Source organism: Streptomyces sp. NPDC051452 (genome assembly GCF_044454765.1).
In the GTDB taxonomy this organism is placed as follows: Bacteria; Actinomycetota; Actinomycetes; order Streptomycetales; family Streptomycetaceae; genus Streptomyces.
On sequence record NZ_JBITEB010000003.1, the window covers coordinates 165,599 to 184,048 of the forward strand.

General features: G+C 71.4%; 18 protein-coding genes and 1 pseudogene. 8 read left to right on the plus strand and 11 right to left on the minus strand.

The window, feature by feature from the left end:
• Positions 1-25: 25 nt before the first annotated feature.
• The 4 genes from ACIBA9_RS10125 to ACIBA9_RS10140 all read right to left on the minus strand — a co-directional run bounded on the left by ACIBA9_RS10125 (position 26) and on the right by ACIBA9_RS10140 (position 4,791).
• Positions 26-1,003, minus strand: a complete 978-nt coding sequence (locus ACIBA9_RS10125) for a hypothetical protein (RefSeq protein WP_399361486.1) — start codon at positions 1,001-1,003, stop codon at positions 26-28.
• Positions 1,000-3,114 (minus strand): helix-turn-helix transcriptional regulator, encoded by a 2,115-nt coding sequence (locus tag ACIBA9_RS10130; RefSeq protein WP_399361488.1) that lies wholly within the window; start codon positions 3,112-3,114, stop codon positions 1,000-1,002. Before ACIBA9_RS10130 ends, ACIBA9_RS10125 begins: the two co-directional genes overlap by 4 nt.
• 143 nt (positions 3,115-3,257) lie before the next feature.
• Positions 3,258-3,680, minus strand: coding sequence for a very short patch repair endonuclease (locus ACIBA9_RS10135; protein WP_399361490.1), 423 nt, complete (start codon positions 3,678-3,680; stop codon positions 3,258-3,260).
• A gap of 91 nt (positions 3,681-3,771) precedes the next feature.
• Positions 3,772-4,791: a hypothetical protein gene (locus tag ACIBA9_RS10140; protein ID WP_399361492.1), complete on the minus strand. Its 1,020-nt coding sequence runs from the start codon at positions 4,789-4,791 to the stop codon at positions 3,772-3,774.
• A 125-nt stretch (positions 4,792-4,916) separates the two neighbouring features.
• Between ACIBA9_RS10140 and ACIBA9_RS10145 the strand changes: the two genes are divergently transcribed.
• The 3 genes from ACIBA9_RS10145 (at position 4,917) to ACIBA9_RS10155 (ending at position 7,719) form a co-directional block, all read left to right on the plus strand.
• Entirely contained in the window at positions 4,917-5,999 is a 1,083-nt protein-coding gene (locus tag ACIBA9_RS10145; protein WP_399361494.1) for a permease, read from the plus strand.
• Entirely contained in the window at positions 5,996-6,775 is a 780-nt protein-coding gene (locus tag ACIBA9_RS10150; protein WP_399361496.1) for a TIGR03943 family putative permease subunit, read from the plus strand. Before ACIBA9_RS10145 ends, ACIBA9_RS10150 begins: the two co-directional genes overlap by 4 nt.
• A 149-nt stretch (positions 6,776-6,924) precedes the next feature.
• Positions 6,925-7,719 carry a class E sortase gene (locus ACIBA9_RS10155; protein ID WP_399361498.1) on the plus strand — a complete coding sequence of 265 codons (795 nt, stop codon included), beginning with the start codon at positions 6,925-6,927 and terminating at the stop codon, positions 7,717-7,719.
• Between the two features lie 11 nt (positions 7,720-7,730).
• Here ACIBA9_RS10155 and ACIBA9_RS10160 read toward each other — a convergent pair.
• Positions 7,731-8,039, minus strand: a pseudogene (locus ACIBA9_RS10160) (DUF4291 family protein); the annotation flags it as partial.
• A gap of 1,204 nt (positions 8,040-9,243) precedes the next feature.
• Between ACIBA9_RS10160 and ACIBA9_RS10165 the strand changes: the two are divergent.
• Positions 9,244-9,561 carry a hypothetical protein gene (locus tag ACIBA9_RS10165; RefSeq protein ID WP_399361500.1) on the plus strand — a complete coding sequence of 106 codons (318 nt, stop codon included), beginning with the start codon at positions 9,244-9,246 and terminating at the stop codon, positions 9,559-9,561.
• Between the two features lie 213 nt (positions 9,562-9,774).
• On the opposite strand, the gene ACIBA9_RS10170 is transcribed toward ACIBA9_RS10165, so the two are convergent.
• Entirely contained in the window at positions 9,775-10,893 is a 1,119-nt protein-coding gene (locus tag ACIBA9_RS10170; RefSeq protein WP_399361502.1) for a hypothetical protein, read from the minus strand.
• 243 nt (positions 10,894-11,136) lie between these two features.
• Between ACIBA9_RS10170 and ACIBA9_RS10175 the strand changes: the two genes are divergently transcribed.
• Complete coding sequence (locus tag ACIBA9_RS10175) at positions 11,137-12,291, plus strand: cystathionine gamma-synthase (RefSeq protein ID WP_399361503.1); 1,155 nt, start codon at positions 11,137-11,139, stop codon at positions 12,289-12,291.
• A gap of 35 nt (positions 12,292-12,326) precedes the next feature.
• Here the strand turns inward: ACIBA9_RS10175 and ACIBA9_RS10180 are convergent, their stop codons facing one another.
• From ACIBA9_RS10180 to ACIBA9_RS10190, 3 genes are all read right to left on the minus strand, one after another.
• Positions 12,327-12,575 (minus strand): hypothetical protein, encoded by a 249-nt coding sequence (locus ACIBA9_RS10180; RefSeq protein ID WP_399361505.1) that lies wholly within the window; start codon positions 12,573-12,575, stop codon positions 12,327-12,329.
• Between the two features lie 694 nt (positions 12,576-13,269).
• A complete protein-coding gene (locus tag ACIBA9_RS10185; RefSeq protein ID WP_399361507.1) occupies positions 13,270-13,776 on the minus strand; it encodes a sigma factor-like helix-turn-helix DNA-binding protein in 507 nt (168 codons plus the stop codon).
• A gap of 167 nt (positions 13,777-13,943) precedes the next feature.
• Positions 13,944-14,468: a MarR family transcriptional regulator gene (locus tag ACIBA9_RS10190; RefSeq protein ID WP_362154422.1), complete on the minus strand. Its 525-nt coding sequence runs from the start codon at positions 14,466-14,468 to the stop codon at positions 13,944-13,946.
• A 143-nt stretch (positions 14,469-14,611) separates the two neighbouring features.
• Between ACIBA9_RS10190 and ilvA the strand changes: the two genes are divergently transcribed.
• On the plus strand, positions 14,612-15,841 hold the full coding sequence (gene ilvA / locus ACIBA9_RS10195) for a threonine ammonia-lyase (protein WP_399361509.1): 1,230 nt from the start codon (positions 14,612-14,614) through the stop codon (positions 15,839-15,841).
• A 172-nt stretch (positions 15,842-16,013) separates the two neighbouring features.
• Here the strand turns inward: ilvA and greA are convergent, their stop codons facing one another.
• The gene (greA, locus tag ACIBA9_RS10200; RefSeq protein WP_399361511.1) at positions 16,014-16,514 is read right to left on the minus strand and encodes a transcription elongation factor GreA; all 501 of its coding nucleotides are present in this window, start codon (positions 16,512-16,514) and stop codon (positions 16,014-16,016) included.
• Positions 16,515-16,705: 191 nt separating this feature from the next.
• Entirely contained in the window at positions 16,706-17,104 is a 399-nt protein-coding gene (locus ACIBA9_RS10205) for a DUF4307 domain-containing protein (protein WP_399361513.1), read from the minus strand.
• 149 nt (positions 17,105-17,253) lie between these two features.
• Here ACIBA9_RS10205 and mca point away from each other — a divergent pair, with 149 nt between their 5' ends.
• Both mca and ACIBA9_RS10215 read left to right on the plus strand, forming a co-directional pair.
• Positions 17,254-18,135: a mycothiol conjugate amidase Mca gene (mca, locus tag ACIBA9_RS10210; protein ID WP_399361515.1), complete on the plus strand. Its 882-nt coding sequence runs from the start codon at positions 17,254-17,256 to the stop codon at positions 18,133-18,135.
• Positions 18,128-18,397 carry a hypothetical protein gene (locus ACIBA9_RS10215; protein ID WP_362154407.1) on the plus strand — a complete coding sequence of 90 codons (270 nt, stop codon included), beginning with the start codon at positions 18,128-18,130 and terminating at the stop codon, positions 18,395-18,397. The genes mca and ACIBA9_RS10215 overlap by 8 nt, the downstream gene beginning before the upstream one ends.
• The last annotated feature ends 53 nt before the right edge of the window (positions 18,398-18,450 follow it).

The window sequence follows — 18,450 nt, forward strand, 5'->3', positions numbered from 1 at the left end:
ATGTCGAACGGTACGCGGCGCCCCATCAGTCGATGCTCCTTTCGGCGCGGTCGACCGTACGCACCGCGTGGGACAGTTTCTTCGCGATCTGCGCGCGACGGCCGGCGGCATATTGGATCCCCGTCTGCAACTCCGACCAACCGAAGCCCTTCGTACGACGTTCGTCGATCTCGTACAGTGCGTCGGTGAGCTGCCGTCCGGGCAGCACATCGGGCAACATCGCCCGCAACACGGCGTCCCGCCAACCCGTCGGCATCACAGGGGTGCCGTCCTCGTCCTGGTCCAGATCCGCCGCGGCAGTGTGGAACATCGCCGTCCACGCATCCTGAGCGATCTGCGAGGCCGTGACCTCCCGGACGATCCGCTCCGACGGGCTGCCGCCACGACCTCGGAGAACCTCGACCAGGCCCTCCACAGCGGTGGTGTTGAGATAGACCGTGGGCATGTCGCCGGAGGTCTCGACAATCCACGGCGCATCCTTGAAGGGCCGCAACCACGGGTGAGGGCCGTCGCGGAAGTCCGTTTCCACGATCTCGATCTCCCGCTGACGTACCGGCGTGGCCTCCTCCAGGTCGACGTACCAGTCCTCCTCGGAGGAGCCCACCAGACGCCCGGGGATCCCCTCCACACCGGCGACGACCAGCAGGGACAGCGTCGCGCGCCGCAAGTGGGCAGCACGCGGGAGAGTGATCGAGCCTGTCGCGGAGCCGTCCGGCATCCGACGCAGGTGCGCGGTCGTTCGCGCGTTGGTGGCCTTCTCGGTCACTACCGCGAGGCAGGCCACGTCCTGCCAAGGACCGTCGCGCAGTTCGGCCTCGGGGAGGGCGGCACGAACCTCCAGGGTGGCCTCCTCCCAACGGGCGCGCCCGGTTTGGTGGAGGGCGACCACCCGTTCCGCCGCCGAGACATGCGTGTAGGGCAGAGGCTTGCCGTCCACGGAGACCGAGACGACGTCGAACGCGACGTCGCCCAGGAGCGTCGGGTAGGGGAAGACAGGCTTCACGCCACACCTCCACGGGCCTTGGGCACGTCGACCAGCAGGCGGGCGTAACCACCCCTGACCGGATGGCTCGCGGGGTCGGTCACGCCGCTGAACACCGCGGTTCGTACACCGGGTTCGACGATGATGGCCCCCTCCTCCGCGCGGCAGGTGTCGGAGCCGACGAGCAGTTCCCACTCCACGGTCGGGCGGCCGCCCGACCGTACGTCGAACTTGGCGACGGGAGCCAGGATCCACGGGTCGTCGGCATCCGGCAGCTTCAAGTGGACGGTGACGTGCCAGGCACCACGGTCGTCGATCCTTGCCTCGACGTTGCGCACCGTCGGAAACGACTGCGTGCGGCGACCCCCGAGTCCGGCACCCGTATCGAGCTTCAGCAGTTCGCGCAACGCCTCCGGACCCCCGACGCGCGTGATCTCGCGCTTGCCCATGAGCGAGCGGACCGTCTGGTCGATCGCCGATCGGAACTCCTTGATCCTGGTGAGCGCGCCGCGTTGATAGGTCGTGGTGAGTTCCTCCGTGCGATCCCACCGGTCATGCTCGGGCGGCTCCGAGGCCCTGAGGAAGGCCTCGGCCAGGGCCACGTCCTCCCCGCCTCGCCCCGTCGCGTAACCGGCCAGCAGAACTGCCTGGAAGGGAGGCGTGCCCAGGGGCAGGTCGCGCGGACGTTGCTCGGTGATGGTCATGCGATTACCGCGCATGCAGATCACCTGGTTGATGCGGGTGTCGTGATCGTCGGCGGGTGTGAGCAGCAGTACGGCCGGGTGCTCACGCCCCTTGTCCCGGGGTCGCCCCTGGTCCTTCAGCGGGGTGACGATGAGAGGGACGTCGGCACGCACCACCTGGTCGGCTGCCGTCAGCTCCTCGACGGTGTCCCCGTCGAGGTACGCCTGCAGAGCCCTGCTGAGCGCGGGGTGATGGGCATGCGGGTCCACTCGCCGCTCGGGGAGATAGACCTCGCCGTTGCGCAGGGTGGTGACGCGTGCTTCGAGCAGCGGCCCGGCCGAACGACCGCCGATCATCGCCGCCCAGAAGTCGTCCGCCAGCGATCGGACGAGTTTGTCGTGCATCTCCTGGAGCGTCTCCGTGGCTCCCGAGGCGTCGTAGGCGCCTACGACCAGGAACGACGTACCAGGTTCGTCTCCTGCGCGCCGCAGATGCAGGCGGCCGAGTGTCTCGTCGTCGGCCCACCAGGACCGTGAGACGCCCTGGTGATCGATCTCGGTGTCGGGCTCGCCGAGCCAGGCGGGCCCCGCGAAGGCCTGCCCGTCCATTTCGTGCCAGGGAAGGTCCAGGCGTCCGACGACCCGGCCCGTGGTGCGACCCTCGTGTGGTTCGGAGAGAGTCGAGTTGATCAAGACGAGACCGAAGCGACTGGTCGCCCAGAGAGTTGCCTTGCCCAAACCGTAGGAACCGCCGGCGCGTCCGGCCGTGACCTTGTGACTGTCGAGCTGACGGCGGACGACCGCGGCGAAACGACCGTCGCTGTACTCCGGCCCGGTGAGACCCGCGGCGTTGTAGTCGTCGACACGCAACAGGCGTAGTCGACGTTCTCGGGAGAGATCGCTCAATGCCGCGCGAAGGCTGCGCGAGACCTTCTGGCTGCCTCGTGAGGCCTCTTCGTAGTGGGGCAGCAACTCGTCCCACCGTAGGGCGTCGAGAAAGGCATCGAGGTGAGCCCCGTCCAGTTCCTGCAACGTGTAGTGCACCCGTACCGGGGTGCGGGTGTCGCATCGCTCGTCGAGCGAGTTCTGTGTCGCCTCACGCGCCAGTACCGATAGATCCGCATCGAAGGCGAACGCCGCCGCGTTGCCGTACTCCCGGCCGCCGTCGGCGTGTGCCGGACGATGGTGCCAGCGAATCGGTCGGTCGATCGGCACGTCCACCGTCCTTGTCACGAGGGAAGCGAGGTCGGTACCCAGGATTTCGGCGATGCGTGCCTTGGCCTCGTCACGCGGTTCGGCGCGACCGGTGATCCATGCCGAGACAGCGGCACGAGTCTTGCCGAGGCGGACGGCCAGGTCGGCCTGTGACATGTCGGCTCGAAGCAACTGGCGTCGCAACCATGGCCCGAAGGCCTCACTCTGCGCGGCGGAGGGGGGCGGATCCGGCATCGTGCGTCGCGCCTCCCGGGCCTGCCCGGCCGTAGCTCTGGGTGGATGCCCAGGCTAGCAGTTCGTTTGACGACGATGAGTACGTCAAAAAGAATCTGACAGGGGCGTCGCCGCGGAACTTCCCCGGGGGTGCGCCTCCTTGGTCATCCCTTGTCGGTCCGCTGCCTTCGGCTCGCCACCAGGGCCATCACACGAACCGCGGCCACGACCGGGTCCTCGTGTTCCCAGACCCGTACGGCCAGCCAACCGGCGGAGGCCAGCCGCTCGTCGGTGTCCCGATCGCGTCGTTGGTTGCCTTCGATCTTCGTACGCCAGAAGTCCGCGTTCCTCTTGGGCCAAGTCGCGTGTTCCGGACAGCCGTGCCAGAAGCAACCATCCACGAACACGGCGACCTTGGCCGGACCGAAGAGGACATCCGCTTCCCGCCGCACCCCCTTGAGGGGCCGACGATGCACGCGATATCTGAGCCCCGCCGCATGCAGGGCCCGTCGCAGCGCCAACTCGACCTTCGTGTTCCGGCTCGCCTGCCGGCTCATCCGGGCACGGGTCTCAGGAGTGGTGTCCACCGTCCGCAATTCTTCCGTTCACCGTCGATCCGTCACCGGCGACACTCCTGGCGAGCCTCGACACGACTGCAGCCACCCCTGTTCCCCTCGCTTACAGGCCGTGACAGTCCGCATAGTTCCGTTCGACCCCGCACCAACACCCCGCCCCCCGCTGAGGCGGCCAGGGCGTGGCGCGGCCGCGGGCTGCCAGGGTGGTGGCGTACTGGGGTAGCAGGGTGGGGTCCGCCGGGGAAGAGCCCTCCGAGGCGGCGAAGGCCTCGTAGGACGGGACCGTGCCCGTCACGATGCCGAGGTTGGGGGTGCCCGAGGTGGACAGTTCGCGCAGCGAGGACTCTATGGTCGCCAGGTGTTCCTCGTGGGAGGGGTACTCCGTGGTCAGCGACGGGTACGCCGAGATCAGTTCCGCCAGTTCGGCAGCCGGCCAGTGGAGCATCGCCACCGGGAACGGGCGGGACAGGGCCTCGCGGAAGGCGCCGAGCTCCGCTCGCAGGCGGGCGATCTCGGCCTCGATCTCCGCCGGGTTCTCCGAGCCCAGCGACCACACCCGCTTCGGGTCGTGAAGCTCGTCCAGGGAGACCTGGGACACCGCGGACGCGTGCAGGGTGTCGGCCAGGGCGTCCCAGTCGTCGTGCGGAAGGCCCTGCATCCGGCGGACGCGGTGCCGGCCGTAGAGCAGCGGGTGGGTGGTGGCAGGGGGCTCGGTGCCGTCCGGCAGGAGCAGGCGCGCGCCCTCGGTGAAGGTCTCCGCCGCCGCGTCCAGCTCGTCGTGCGACTCCAGGGCCTCGGCCACGATCACCCAGGGCGCCGGGTCGAGCGGGGCGGCCGCCCGGATGCCCTCGATGATCGCCCTGGCCTCCGCCTCGTGGCCGTACTCCCACAGGTTCGACGCCTTCAGGGCACGGATCAGCGAAGGGTTGTCCAGTCCCTCGGCGGACGACAACAGGCGGTCGTAGAGCGCGGTGGCCGCGGGTCGGTCGCCGGACAGTTCCAGGTGGGCCGCTGCCCGCAGGAGCAGGGCCTCGGCGTCCTCGGGATACAGTCCGGCGGTCCGCTCCAGGCGTGCCGCCTCGGCGGTGTGGTCGACGTTCTCGGCAGGCGTGTCGGGGCGCATGGGGGACACCGTACTGCCGGGCGATGACAAACGTGAGGGAGAGGCGGTCCCCTTACCGTCCCCGGGGGACGGGTGCGGTCCCCGGTACGGATATCTTCTGTGCGACATCGACACGCGGAGCCGGCATGCAGAAGACGAGTCAGTTGGCCGCCGTCACACCCCCGGAAACCGCTGACGCGCCGGAATCCGCTGACGCGCCGGGCGCCGCCGACACATCGGGCGCCGTCCCGGGGCCGGGTGGCGCGCGCTCCGAGCCGCCCCGGTACTGGCCGCTGCTGCTCATCGGCGCCGCCGTCGTCCCCGGCACGGTCGTCGTGCTGCTCGGACACTGGGGGGACACCCCGGCCGTCCAGGCATGGCGGACCGTCTGCCTGGCCGTGACCGTGCAGGCGCTGCCGTTCCTGCTCCTCGGTACGGCCCTGTCGGGGGCGATCAACGCCTTCGTACCGGAAGGGGTCTTCAGCCGGCTGCTGCCGCGGCGGCCCGCGCTCGCCGTCCCCGTCGCCGGCCTCGCCGGGGTGGTGCTGCCGGGGTGCGAGTGCGCCTCGGTGCCCGTCGCCGGCAGCCTGATCGGGCGCGGTGTCGCCCCGGCCGCGGCCTTCGCGTTCCTGCTGTCGGCGCCCGCCATCAACCCCGTCGTGCTCACCGCCACCGCCATCGCGTTCCCCGGGAATCCGGCCATGGTGCTGGCCCGGCTGCTCGCCTCCCTCGCCACCGCCGTCGTCATGGGCTGGCTGTGGCTGCGGTTCGGACGGTCCGAGTGGCTGCGGCCCGCCGTACGGCACACCGGGCACCGGCACGGGCGAAGCCGGTGGGACGAGTTCCGGCTCGGGTTCCAGCACGACTTCCTGCAGGCCGGCGGCTTCCTCGTACTCGGCGCCATGGCTGCGGCGACCTTCAACGTGGCCGTACCGCGCTCCGTGCTGGACACCTTCGCCGGGACGCCGTGGCTGTCCGTGCTCTTCCTGGCCGCGCTCGCCGTCCTGCTCGCCGTGTGCTCCGAGGCGGACGCCTTTCTCGCCGCCTCGCTGACCGGCTTCCCGGCCATCGCGCGGCTGGTGTTCATGGTGGTGGGGCCGATGGTGGACCTGAAGCTCATCGCCCTCCAGGCGGGGACGTTCGGGCGGGCCTTCGCCGTACGGTTCTCCGCCGCCACCATCGTCGTGGCCGTCGCGTGCGGCTCGCTGATCGGCGGGGTGCTGCTGTGAAACGGATCATGCAAGCGGCGCTGCTCGTGCTCTGCGGGCTCGGACTGCTGCACGTCTCCCTCTTCACCGACGTGTGCCTGCGCTACGTCAAGGAGGGGATGCGCCCCCTGCTGATCGCCTCCGGGATCGTGCTGCTGATGCTGGGAGTGGCCGCCGCCGTTCTCGACCGAGTCCGCGACCACCCCGGCGAGGACCAGGGACAGAGGGAGGAACAAGGGCACGAGCACGAGCACGAGCAGGGACAGGCGCACGGGCACGGGCACGATCACTCCGCGCTGCCACGTGTCGCCTGGCTGCTCCTGCTGCCCGCGCTCAGTCTGCTCTGCTACGCCCCGCCCGCCCTCGGCGCCTACACGGCCTCCCGGCAACCGGCCAAGCCCGTCACCCACACGCAGGACTTCGATCCCCTGCCGCGCACCTCACCGCTGCCCATGACGCTGTCCGACTTCACCAGCCGGGTGCGGCAGGACCGAGGGCAGGCCATCAGGGGGCGCGCCATCCGGCTGGTCGGGTTCGTCACGCCCGGCGGCCGGGACGGCGGCTGGGACCTGACCAGGATCATCCTCAACTGCTGCGCGGCGGACGCCCAGTCCGTGAAGGTACGCGTCTACGGCGGGCCCGCGCTGCCCGCGAACACCTGGGTGGCGGTCACCGGCACCTGGCACCCGGGCGGCGAGCTGGGCACCGCTTCCGCTCCGGTCGCGCTCGACGCCCGTACGGTCACCAAGGTCGCCCGGCCGTCGAACGGCTACCAGGACGCCCTGCCCCTGGGCTGAGTGCCGGGCATCGCCCCGCGGCTATGGCCAGTTGAAGCCGGTGCGCCTATCTTGCGTCCGGCTTCGGCTTCGGCTTCGGCTTCGGCTTCGTCCGTCGGGTCCGTCGGGTCCGTCGGGTTCGGCCGGTGCGCCGGTGGAGGTGGGTTCGGGTGCGGACGTCGTCGCGCGTGCGGGTCGTGGGGCACGGCGATCGGCGGAGGCGCACACGGCGACGGCGGGCACTGTGGGGCGGCGGCGAGCTGCTCGTCACCGTGGGGGTGCTGCTCATACTGCTGGTGGTCCACCAGCTGTGGTGGTCCAACCGGGAGGCTCGGCGCGGGGCCGAGCGGAAGGTGGAGGCGCTGGAACGGGAGTGGGGGAGTGACCGCGCCCGGGACGACATCGCCGGCGGCGCCGTGAACGGCGGCCCGAGTACGGTGCCCACGCCCGAGGCGGACGGCTCCGACGCCCCGGCGCGGCAGCGGCCGTCCACCCGGGTCACGCCACCCCGACGGTCCCAGGCCTACGCCGTGCTCACCATCGCCCGGCTGCATCTCCGGGTCCCCGTCGCCGAGGGTGTGGGCAAGGCCGACGTCCTCGACAAGGGGTACGTGGGCCACTACCCCGGCACCCAGCAGCCGGGGCACGCCGGGAACTTCGCGCTCGCGGGCCACCGGAACACGCACGGGGAGCCCTTCCGGTACCTGCCTCGGCTGCGGCCGGGGGACGACATCGAGGTGGAGACGCGGTCCGCGACGTACACGTACGACGTCGACCAGGTGCTGCCGCGGACCTCGGCGACGGACTCGGGGGTCGTCCGGCCCGTCCCGCGCTCCCTCGTCCGCCCCGGCCACGGCTACGACGCGCCGGGCCACTACATCACCCTGACCACCTGCACTCCCGAATTCACCTCGCGCTACCGGATGGTGGTGTGGGGGAAGCTCGTCTTCACGCGGTCCCGGTGAGGTCCGTCCCGTCAGCCCTCCAGGTGCGCGAGGGGCTCACCGGCGATGGTGTAGGGGCGTTCCGGCGGTAGCAGCCGGGCCGCCGAGTCCAGGTCACCGGCGGAGACGAGGGCATGGACCTCGTGGGAGAGCGGGGTCACGTCGCGGATGGCGACGGTCCACTCGTCGGCGTAGCGCCGTGCGGCCTCACCGGCGAGGCCGAGTTGCAGGGACCGCTACGGCAGGGGCCGTAGACGCAGGTCTCGCTCGGGGTCCCACTGCACACGCGTGGGCGCGCGCTTCAACTCCCGCTGCCAGGGCGGCCCGGTCGGGGGTGCACCCGGCTGAGGAGTCGGACCGGCCGGCTTGGGGGCTGACGCGGTGTCCGGGGTGAGGGTGCGCAGGGCGGTGCGGATGCGGTCGAAGGGTGCGATCGGGTATTGGCCGTCGTCGGACACGAACCGCAGGGGCCGTCAGGCGGTGATCTCCGCACAGCGGGCGGTGAGGCATTCGAGGGCGCCTTGAGCCTGCCCGATTCGCGGCGAGTTGTCTTGCTCGCCCAGTAGGCCGTTGCTATGCCTTGGGCACTCGACTCCAGGGAGCACGCTGTGTACCAAGAGCCCCCTCTTCCCACTCCTCCGCGTTCACGTGCCCGGGGATTCATCTGTGCCGTCGCGGTGATCGCCCTCGTGACGCTCACCGCCGCGACAAGTCCCTCCGACGCGCACACCGGGACCACGGCGGACCCGGCAGCCGTGGTCCGCGAGTGGAACGCCATCGCCACCGACACGATCAGGACCAGCCTCGGCCCACGCCCCTCCGGTCAGGCAGCGATCTGGGAGGGATTCGTCTCCGTCGCCGTGTACAACGCCGTGGTGGGGATCGAAGGCGGCTACGCCCTGTACAAATGGCACGAGCGCGGTCCGGCCAAGGCATCCTCCGCGGCGGCCGCCGCCACCGCGGCCCACGACGTGCTGCTCACCTACTTCCCCGCCTTCAAGGAGCGGCTCGACACCGCCTACGCGGACTCGCTCGCCGCTCTTCCGGCCGGTCATACCAGAGACCAGGGCGTGGACTACGGAAAGCGCGCCGCCGCCCGCATCATCGAACTCCGGGAAGGGGACGGAAGGTTCGCCGACGTTCCGTTCACCGCTGCCCCGGCACCGGGGGTCTGGCGGCCCACCCCGCCCGCGTTCCAGCCCTTCATCGACACCTGGCTCGCCAGGCTCCGCCCCCTCCTGCTCACCTCTCCGCAGCAGTTCCGGCCCGGCGGACCACCCGCCCTCTCCTCGGCCGCTTACGCCGAGGATGTCCAGGAGCTGAAGACCATGGGTGTGAAGACCGGCTCGGACAGGAGCGCGCAGCAGACCGGCACCGCCATGGGACGCCAAGCTCCATTACGGCACCTGGCGGCCGATCACCGCCATCCGCCTCGCCGACACCGACGGCAACCCCGCGACGACGGCGGACCCGGCCTGGGAGCCGCTGCTCCTCACCCCACCACACCCGGACTACATCGCCGGCCACACGACCGTCGCCGCCGCCGTGGCACGCGCCCTGACCGGCGTCCTCCGCACCTCGCACATCGACCTCTACGTCCCCTCCGAGGTCACCGGCACCACGCGGTTTTACGGGTCCGCCGACGACCTCAACCGGGACGTCGTCGACGCGCGTGTGTGGGGCGGCGTGCACTCCCGCACGGCGGACGTAGTCGGCTGCCGGGCCGGCACCCGCGTGGCCGCCTGGGCGCTGGACCACTACTTCACGCCGGTCGCCAAGGACGGCACCCAGCCGTCCCCGCCGACCCGAGCGGCGCGGCAGGACAGCCTCGCCGAGCCGGAGTGCGGCGACGACACCGACTGACCCACGGAGCCGCAGAGGATCCGGCGTCGAGCCGGGTCCTCTGCGCATCCTGCCTCGAGCGCTGGATCAGCGGGGAGACTTTTCCCTTGCGGGGGCCAGCCGCCAGCCACTTCCGACAGAGGGAAAAGGCCGTGAACGCGCCTTGATGACCCACGTCATCCTGTCCCGCTTCCACAGGGTGGGGAATCGGCCTTCGCGGGCGGCGGAGGGTGGTCAGCCGGGCAGGGTCGCCGGGCTGCCGCCGTTGGCCTCGTAGCCGGCTACGGCGAGGGCGCGGTAGACCGCGAACTCGGCTGCCGGGTCGGCGCACAGGGTCCAGGGCAGGGCGCCCACATGGCCGTCGACGTGTATCAGCTGGTGCATGGCCTCCGACCAGCGTTCCGCGCGGACCAGGAAGAAGATCAGCAGGTGGCGGACGTGGGCGAGGGTCGGGTCGTCCGGCCGCGCCGCGTGCACGGCGTGCAGCGCGCCGTGCACCGCCTTGGTGACCACCTCGCTCTGATGGAAGCCGACGACCAGGTTCACCTCCGGCAGGTGCTCGAAGACCGCGAAGAGCGGCAGCGCGGCGAGCATCGATCCCTGTGGGGCGCGGGCCGCGGCGGCCTCGGCGAAGGAGTAGGCCTGTTCCCGCGAACCGTGCCACTTCTCGCACCAGTAGTGCAGCGCGGCCAGATGCGCGCCCATGTGGTGCGGGGCTCGGTCCAGGATCTTCAGCCACAGCTGCTCGAACTCGGCCTGTGAGTAGTGAAGTCCCCGGCCGATGGACAGCTCGACGATGTACGGCACCGGGTCGCCGGGGGCCAGCAGGGCCGCCTGAGCGCAGGCGTCCCGGGCCTCCTCCATGATGATCCGGAAGTCGTCCGTGCCCGGTGTCGACGTACGCCAGGCCTGCTGCACCAGGAACTCCGCGTGTACGGCGGCGCCGCCGGCGTCCTTGGGCTGTTCGGCCCGCCAGATCCGCAGCCACTGGCCACCCGGCGTCTCGTGCACGCCGCCGGGGCGCTGCTGCAGCTCCAGCGCCGCCGCGCCGGCGAAGGCCTGTACCCGCTGCCAGCGCCGCTCGCCCTCGGTCTCGGTGCCGGCCAGCAACTGGGCGGCCGCCCGGTAGTCACCCGTGCGCTGCACCAGCTCCAGGACGTCCAGCAGGTCCTGGTCGGGGCCGGGCATGCGGATGTCCAGCTCTTCCTGGCGCAGGAAGCCGTAGTCCGCCGGGTCGGCGGCGTCGGGATGTCCCGGGGAGACCTGCTCGATCGCCCCGCGCCTGCGCCGCAGGACCGGGAGCAGCACGAAGCTCAGCATGAGCAGCGCCATGAGCAGCCAGAGAATCGCCATGCCCCAAGCGAACCAGACTCCGCGGACAATTGGCCAACCCCACCCGCGGCCTGTGGAAAACTCCGGAAAGGGCCATGACAAGGTGGGCTGCGGCGGGCCGAGGCGTGGCTCGCCGAGGTGTGGCAGATCGAGGCGTGGCAGGCCGAGGCGTGGCGGGTCGGCCTCGTAGGGAAAACCCTTCGGACCGTGCCGTATGACGGTGGCGGGCGTCAGCATCCGGCCAGGCGCACTACGCTCGGTGCAATGAGCGACAGGCACATCAGTCAGCACTTCGAGACGCTCGCGATCCACGCGGGCAACACCGCGGATCCCGCCACCGGCGCGGTCGTCCCGCCGATCTACCAGGTCTCCACCTACAAGCAGGACGGCGTCGGCGGGCTGCGTGGCGGCTACGAGTACAGCCGCAGCGCCAACCCGACCCGGACCGCCCTCGAGGAGAACCTCGCGGCCCTGGAAGGCGGCCGCCGCGGCCTCGCCTTCGCGTCCGGTCTGGCGGCCGAGGACACCCTGCTGCGTACGCTGCTCAGCCCCGGCGACCACGTGGTCATCCCGAACGACGCCTACGGCGGCACCTTCCGCCTCTTCGCCAAGGTCGCGACCCGCTGGGGCGTGGAGTGGTCCGTCGCCGACTCCGGCGACCCGGCCGCGGTCCGGTCCGCGATCACGCCGAAGACCAAGGCCGTCTGGGTGGAGACCCCCTCCAACCCGCTGCTCGGCATCACCGACATCGCCGCCGTCGCCCAGGTCGCCCATGACGCGGGCGCGAGGCTCGTCGTCGACAACACCTTCGCCACGCCCTATCTCCAGCAGCCGCTGGCGTTGGGGGCGGACGTGGTCGTGCACTCCCTGACCAAGTACATGGGCGGCCACTCGGACGTGGTCGGTGGTGCCCTGATCGTCTCCGACCAGGCGCTGGCCGACGAGCTGACCTACCACCAGAACGCGATGGGCGCGGTCGCCGGTCCCTTCGACTCCTGGCTGGTGCTGCGCGGCACCAAGACCCTCGCGGTGCGCATGGACCGGCACAGCGAGAACGCCACGAAGATCGCCGACATGCTGACCCGGCACGCGCGCGTGACGAGCGTGCTGTACCCGGGCCTGCCCGAGCACCCCGGCCACGAGGTCGCCGCCAAGCAGATGCGGGCGTTCGGCGGCATGGTGTCCTTCCGGGTCGAGGGCGGCGAGGAGGCGGCCGTCGAGGTGTGCAACCGCGCCCAGGTCTTCACCCTCGGCGAGTCGCTCGGCGGTGTGGAGTCCCTCATCGAGCACCCGGGCCGGATGACGCACGCCTCCGCGGCCGGTTCCGCCCTCGAGGTCCCCGGCGACCTGGTGCGCCTGTCCGTGGGCATCGAGAACGTCGACGACCTGCTGGCCGACCTGCAGCAGGCCCTGGGCTGAGCCCGACCCGTCCGAGGGCTGCCGCCCCGGCCGGGTCACCAGCCGGTGACCGGTGGAGTCGTCTGCGACGGCGGCTCCACCCACGGGTGCACCCGCGCCGCCCACACGGTGAACGCGACGGCCGCCGCGCAGGCCAGCAGCCACAGCGCGCGGCGGGCCAGCCGTCTGCGCCGCAGCAGCCGCTCGCCGCGGCGCACGGCGTCCGTGTGCACGTCCGGCGGCACCGGCGAGGGGACCCGCTCCATGATCTGCCGCACGGCCGCCTCCCGCTCGGCCCGATTCACCGCGGCCCCCTTCCCCGCCGGAGCCGACCGCACCTGAGCGGGCCATCCGCCTCCGCCGGCCGCGCTCGACCGCACCTGAGCGTTGCGTTCGCTTCCGCTCGCCGGAGCCGACCGCATCCGAGCGGGCTATCCGCCTCCGCCGGCCGCGCTCGACCGCACCTGAGCGTTGCGTTCGCTTCCGCCCGCCGGAGCCGACCGCACCCGAGCGGGCCACCCACCTCCGCCCGCCCGAGCCGACCGCATCCGAGCGGGTCACCCGCTTCCGCGGGCCGCGCTCGACCGCACCTGAGCGTTGCGTTCGCTTCCGCCCGCCGGAGCCGACCGCATCCGAGCGGGTCACCCGCTTCCGCCGGCCGCGCTCGACCGCACCTGAGCGGTGCGTCCGCTTCCGCTCGCCGGAGCCGACCGCACCCGAGCGGGCCACCCACCTCCGCCCGCCGCGCTCGACCGCACCCGAGCGGGCCACCCACCTCCGCCCGCCGCGCTCGACCGCACCCGAGCGGGCCACCCACCTCCGCCCGCCGCGCTCGACCGCGCCCGACCGGAGGGCCCACCTCCGCCCGCCGCGCTCGACCGCGCCCGACCGGAGGGCCCACCTCCGCCCACCGTGCCCGACCGCACCCGACCGGAGGGTCCACCTCCGCCCACCGTGCCCGACCGCACCCCGGTGGCCGGCTCGTGCTCCCCGCGCGGCTCATCGTGGCCCCGCCTTCGTCGGCAGGGCGCGCGGGGTGGGTGGATGCGTCGGGTGCAGCAGGGTGGCCGTCGCGCGGTCGCAGATGGTCCGGACGCGTTCCACCGGCAGTCCCAGCAGGGCTGCCGCCTGCTCCTCGGCGACTCCCTCGTACAGCCGTAGCACCAGGATCAGCCGTTCCCGCGGCGCCAGCGCGGCGAGCGGGTTGCGGGCGCTCGGCCGCCGGGCGTGGCAGAGGGGTCCGCGCTGGTGCCAGGTCGCGCGCGCGAAACGGGTGGCGAGGTGCTGCCGTGCGCTGTCGTACGGGTCCTCGCCGAGCAGCCGGTCCCAGCGGGCGTAGGTGTGGGCCAGCGCCAGCGACAGCAGGCGCCGCGCGCGCGGGTTGGCGTCCGGCGCCTCACCGGTGAGCAGGGTGGCGGTGTGCAGCAGGCGCCCGGCCGCGCCCGCGACGAACGACTCGAACTCCCTGGCCCGGCGGGCACCACGGGACATCCGCCGATCTCGCACCACGCCTCCCCCCGGAAGGGGCCCTGTCCGGTACGGGACAGGCGTGACCGCGTACGCCGCAGGGCCCGGTCTCATATGAGGCCAGCGGCGGCCCGGGGTCAAGGGCCCGGCGCCCACCGACCGGTACGGCGGCGGCACCGGGCGGTTCACGACATCGCGCGCGGCGCTCAGGAGGCGGGCGGCTGCTCCGTCGACGGCACTCCCTGCACCGTCATGCGCGCGGAGAGGGCGCTGTTGAAGCGGGTCAGCAGCGCGCAGAAATCCTCGCGCTCCTCCGTCGCCCAGTCCTGCGTCAGCTCGGCCATGAGCTGACGTCTGGACGAGCGCACCTCCTCCAGCCGTGCGGCCCCGCGCGGGGACAGCTGGAGCACCACCGCGCGGCCGTCCTCCGGGTGCGAGGTGCGCTTGACGAGCCCCGTGTCGACGAGCGGAGCCACCTGCCGGGTGACCGTGGAGGAGTCGATCCCCATGCTCGCGGCGAGTGCCTTGACGCCCATGGGGCCCTCGTTGTCGAGGCGGTTGAGCAGCAGATAAGCGGCTCGGTCCATGGAGTTGCGCACCTGCCCTACGCCGCCGAGCCGCGTCTGTTCGGCACGCCGGGCGAACACCGCCACCTCGTGCTGGAGGGCGTCGAGGAGGCCGGTGTCACCGACGGTCGTCATGTCCATCGACATTTCAGGTGTTGTGGGCATGGCCGGAGGCTCGCTTCATGAAGGGCTGCTGGTTGGGGGACAGGGTACGCGGCCCGGCGCCAGGTCGTACCGGCGCTGCGCAAACCGGTCTCGGAGCTTGGTCACACCCGTCGTGGACGACGGTGAACTGCGATGCTGGAACCATGAACTACGGCACGTCCGACGTCCTGCGTTCCGTCACCCTCGACGATGTGCGCGGGGCGCAGAAGATGCTCTCCGGCGTCGCACGGGCCACCGCGATGGAAGGCAGCCGGTACCTGTCCCAGCTGGTCGGCGCGCCGGTGCACCTCAAGTGCGAGAACCTTCAGCGGACCGGTTCGTTCAAGCTGCGCGGCGCCTACGTGCGCATCGCCGGGCTGCTGCCGGAGGAGCGGGCGGCCGGCGTGGTGGCGGCGAGCGCGGGCAACCACGCGCAGGGCGTGGCCCTGGCCTCCTCGCTGCTGGGCGTGCGCTCCACGGTGTTCATGCCGCAGGGCGCCCCGCTGCCGAAGATCAGCGCGACCCGGGAGTACGGCGCCGACGTGCGCCTGCACGGCCAGGTGGTCGACGAGACGCTGGCGGCCGCCGAGGAGTACGCGGCCGAGACCGGCGCGGTGTTCATCCACCCCTTCGATCACCCGGACGTCATCACCGGTCAGGGCACGGTCGGCCTGGAGATCCTGGAACAGTGCCCGGAGGTGCGCACGATCGTGGTCGGCGTCGGCGGCGGTGGGCTCGCGGCCGGCATCGCGGTGGCGGTGAAGTCGCTGCGGCCGGACGTCAGGATCATCGGCGTCCAGGCGGAGGGAGCCGCCTGCTACCCGCCCTCGCTCGCCGCCGGCCGTCCGGTGTCGCTGCGCAACCCGGCGACGATGGCCGACGGCATCAAGGTGGGGCGCCCGGGCGCGGTGCCGTTCGAGATCGTCGGCGAGCTGGTCGACGAGGTGCGCACGGTCGGCGAGGACCATCTGGCGGCCGGGCTGCTGCTCTGCCTGGAGCGGGCCAAGATGGTCGTGGAGCCGGCCGGGGCGAGCCCGGTCGCGGCGCTGATGGCGGCGCCGGACACCTTCGAGGGGCCGGTCGTCGCGGTGCTGTCCGGCGGCAACGTCGACCCGGTGCTGATGCAGCGCGTGCTGCGGCACGGCATGGCCGCGCAGGGCCGCTACCTGGCGGTTCGGCTACGGCTGACGGACCGGCCGGGCGCCCTCGCCACGCTGCTCGGGGTGCTCTCGCGGAGCGACGCCAACGTCCTGGACGTGAGCCACGTACGCACCGACCCCCGGCTGGGGTTCACGGAGGCGGAGGTGGAGCTCCAGCTGGAGACGAAGGGCCCGGAGCACTGTGTCGAGGTCGGCCAGGCGCTGCGGGACGCGGGGTACACGGTCATCGACTGAGGCCTCGCCCGGTCGGCGTGCGAGCCTTCCCGCCACGACGAATCTCCACGACGAACCCCTGACGACACATACCCGGATACCCACGACGAACCCCCGGCGCCATGCGCGGCTGCCGGGGGTTCTGGGTCGGCCGGACTCGGCCCGGGTCGGCCGGACTCTGCCGGAGGCCGGGTCAGCCGGAGTACGGCTCGGCCTTCAGGATCTTCACCGAGGCCTTCTTTCCGTTGGGCAGCTCGTACTCCGCGTCCTCGCCGACCTTGTGGCCGATCACGCCCGAGCCGAGCGGGGACTGCGGGGAGTACGTCTCGATGTCGGTGCTCGCGTACTCGCGCGAGGCGAGCAGGAACGTCATGGTGTCGTCCTCGTCACCGTCGAAGGCGATCGTGACGACCATGCCGGGCGCCACCGCGCCGTCCGCAGACGCCGGAGCCTCGCCGACCTGGGCCTTCTCGAGGAGCTGGGTCAGCTGGCGCACACGCAGCTCCTGCTTGCCCTGCTCCTCCTTGGCCGCGTGGTACCCGCCGTTCTCGCGCAGGTCGCCCTCCTCGCGCGCGGCCGCGATCTTGGCGGCGATCTCCGTGCGCGCAGGACCAGTAAGGTACTCAAGCTCGTCCCTGAGCTTGTTGTACGCCTCCTGGGTGAGCCAGGTGACGTTCTCGCTGGTCTGGGTCACAGGGTGCTCCTCGTCGGTACAGGGAATACAAAGCATCGCCCTACCCAGAAGAATGTTCCCTCTTGGATGGGCGAAACCACGAGCCTAACAATTCAACGGCGCAAGGGGGAGGACATAAGCCGTCAGAATTTCATCAATGCAGGTCAGCGGCGGTACGCCGACGGTGGACCGGGGAGTGTCCGGCGCAGACCTCAGCCCGCGTGGCAGCCGAGCAGCTCGGCCGTCGTCCCCCTGGCCGTCGTACGCAGCGTGACGACCCTGTCGATGCGTGTCGCCGATCCGGTGAACCGGAAGTCCGCGCGGCCCACCTCGGCGCCGCTCTCCCCCTGCGAGCGCAAGGTGCAGTAGCCGTCGGCGCCGGCGTCCTTGTGGACCTCCAGATGCACCTTGACGGCGTCGTCGGAGGCCCGGAAGGTGACGACCTGGGCGCTGATCTCGTTCTGCGCGACGTAGTGGTAGGCGAAGTAGCCGACCAGCGCGAGCAGCAGCGTGCCGAGGACGGCGGCGGCGATCCGGAGCCTGTGGTCGGCGCGCTCGTCCGAGGAACGGCCGTAGCGTCCCTCTGGCAGTCGCGTGCTCGCCGTGCTCATGATCGTCCTCTCGGCAAGGGGGGACGTATGTCCCGAAAGGGGCTGTGAGGTAGGACCCCGGAATTATTCGCCCCCCGATTCGGTCACTATAGAAGCCGCCGATCGCCCCCGAAGACACCGGGGCGCGCCGACTGACCGAGGATTGAGTCTTGACTGACCAGCTGCGACTGATGGCCGTGCACGCCCACCCCGACGACGAGTCGAGCAAGGGCGCGGCGACCATGGCGAAGTATGTGTCCGAGGGGGTGGACGTGCTGGTCGTGACCTGCACCGGCGGAGAGCGCGGGTCCATCCTCAACCCCAAGCTGCAGGGCGACGAGTACATCGAGGAGCACATCCACGAGGTACGCAAGAAGGAGATGGACGAGGCCCGGGAGATCCTCGGCGTCAGGCAGGAGTGGCTGGGCTTCGTCGACTCCGGCCTGCCCGAGGGCGACCCGCTGCCGCCGCTGCCCGAGGGCTGCTTCGCCCTCGAGGACGTCGACAAGGCGGCCGGCGAGCTGGTGAAGCAGATCCGCTCCTTCCGCCCGCAGGTGATCACGACCTACGACGAGAACGGTGGCTATCCGCACCCCGACCACATCATGACCCACAAGATCTCCATGGTGGCGTTCGAGGGCGCGGCGGACGCCGAGAAGTACCCCGAGGGCGAGTTCGGGCCCGCCTTCCAGCCGCTGAAGCTGTACTACAACCAGGGCTTCAACCGCCCCCGCACCGAGGCCCTGCACCAGGCGATGCTCGACCGCGGCCTGGACTCGCCCTACGGGGACTGGCTCAAGCGCTGGGCGGAGGCCGAGCGCAAGGAGCGGACCCTGACCACGCACGTTCCCTGCGCGGACTTCTTCGAGATCCGTGACAAGGCGCTGATCGCCCACGCCACGCAGATCGACCCCGACGGCGGCTGGTTCAAGATCCCGATGGAGCTCCAGAAGGAGGTCTGGCCGACGGAGGAGTACGAGCTGGCGAAGTCCCTCGTCGATACGTCCCTCCCCGAGGACGACCTCTTCGCGGGCATCCGGGACAATGCCTGACATGAGCGCAAGCGCAAGCCTGGCAACGACGCATCTTGTCTCCCTGGCCGACCAGTACGACAAGAACAAGGTCACCCCCGGTGTCCTCGGCTTCATCGTGTTCGCGGTGATGGCCCTGGCCGTGTGGGGCCTGATGAAGTCGATGAGCAAGCACATGCAGAAGGTCGACTTCAAGGAGGCGGACCTGGACGGCTCCGGCGAGGAGAGCCCGAAGGCCGGCAAGGCCGAGGCCGTCACCGCGTCCGAGCCACGCCAGAGCTGACACGGCGGCGGGCGCCGCGGGCGGCAGCGCTGGTCCGGCTCCGCCCGGCCCTC